At 75.8% G+C, this 1,260-nt stretch carries 2 protein-coding genes; both read right to left on the reverse strand.

Features of this window, described 5'->3' with window-relative positions; all coding sequences use genetic code 11:
- The coding region (locus AB0G02_RS40905; RefSeq protein WP_360806147.1) for an AfsR/SARP family transcriptional regulator at positions 1-712 on the reverse strand (712 nt) is incomplete at its 3' end.
- A 57-nt stretch (positions 713-769) separates the two neighbouring features.
- On the reverse strand, positions 770-1,260 hold a 491-nt coding region (locus tag AB0G02_RS40910; RefSeq protein ID WP_360806150.1), incomplete at its 5' end, for a calcium-binding protein.

Here is a 1,260-nt window from a genome sequence, read left to right on the forward strand (position 1 = left end):
GGCGCAGCGCGGGCCCCGGCGACACGCCGAGCTCGGCCTCCAGCACCTCGTGGGCACGTCGGCAGGCGGCCAGGGCGTCGGCACGCCGCCCGTCGCCGTGCAGGGCCAGCACCAGCAGCTCCCACAGTCGTTCGCGCAGCGGGTGCCGCACGACCAGCGCCGCCAGGTCCGCGCCGGTCGACCGGTGCCTGCCCAGCTCCAGCTCGGCGGCGCACAGCTCCTCGACGACGTGCAGCCGCAGCTCCTCCAGCCGCGCCGCCTCGGCCCGCGCCCACTCCCCCAGCTTGCAGTCGACCAGCACCTCCCCGCGCCAGAGCCCGAGCGCCGCGCGCAGCCTCCGCGCGGCAACGTCCGGCGGTTCGGCGCGGTCGACCTCGGCCAGGCGGGTGAACCGGTCGACGTCGAGGTGCTCGGGCGGCACGTGCAGGACGTAGCCGGGCGGTCGGGTCCGCACCAGCTCGTCGAGACCGGCTGCGACGAGCGCCCGGCGCAGGTGCGCCACGTGGGCGTGCAGGGCGCGCAAGGCCGACGGCGGCGGCCACTCGTCCCACAGGCCGTCGATCAGGGCCTCCTGGGACACCACCTGCCGGGGTCGCAGGGCGAGCAACCCGAGCAGCGCGCGGCGCATCGGCTTGCCGACGATCACCGTGCCGTCGGCGCCGACCACCTCCAGCGGACCGAGCACCCGCACCTCGAAACGAGCTGTACCCATGACGACGGGCTCACCCCCTCCTGACGGGAGGATCAGCCCGACGTGCCGGAAATACCTCTACGCCTCGCAGTTCTTCGTCGTCCGGCCGTCCGCGCCGACGTCGCACACGTCGACGTCCGGGCCGCCGTCGAGCAGGTCGCCGCCGGCCTGGCCGAGGAGCTTGTCCCGACCGTCGAGACCGAGCACGACGTCGTCACCCGGCCCGCCGAGGATCGTGTCGGGGCCGACCGACCCGGTCAGCCGGTCGTCACCGGCACCGCCCACGAGGACCTCCGCGGACGAGATCACGTCCCGCTCGCCCCGGCCCCCGCCGCCGGGCAGGCCGTCGAGGCCGACCTGCACGGCGTCCGGGTGGTCGCCGTAGCTGACGGTGTCGACCCCCGGACCGCCGTCCACCGTGTCGTCGCCCGGACCGCCGAGCAGGGTGTCGTTGCCGAGGCCGCCGGTCAGCCGGTCGTCGTCCGGGCCGCCCACCAGCAGGTCGTTCCCGAACCAGCCGAGCAGGACGTCGTCGCCCCGACCTCCGTCGAGGTGCGCCCCCATCGGGT

Source organism: Actinosynnema sp. NPDC023658 (assembly GCF_040639995.1).
Lineage (GTDB): Bacteria > Actinomycetota > Actinomycetes > Mycobacteriales > Pseudonocardiaceae > Actinosynnema.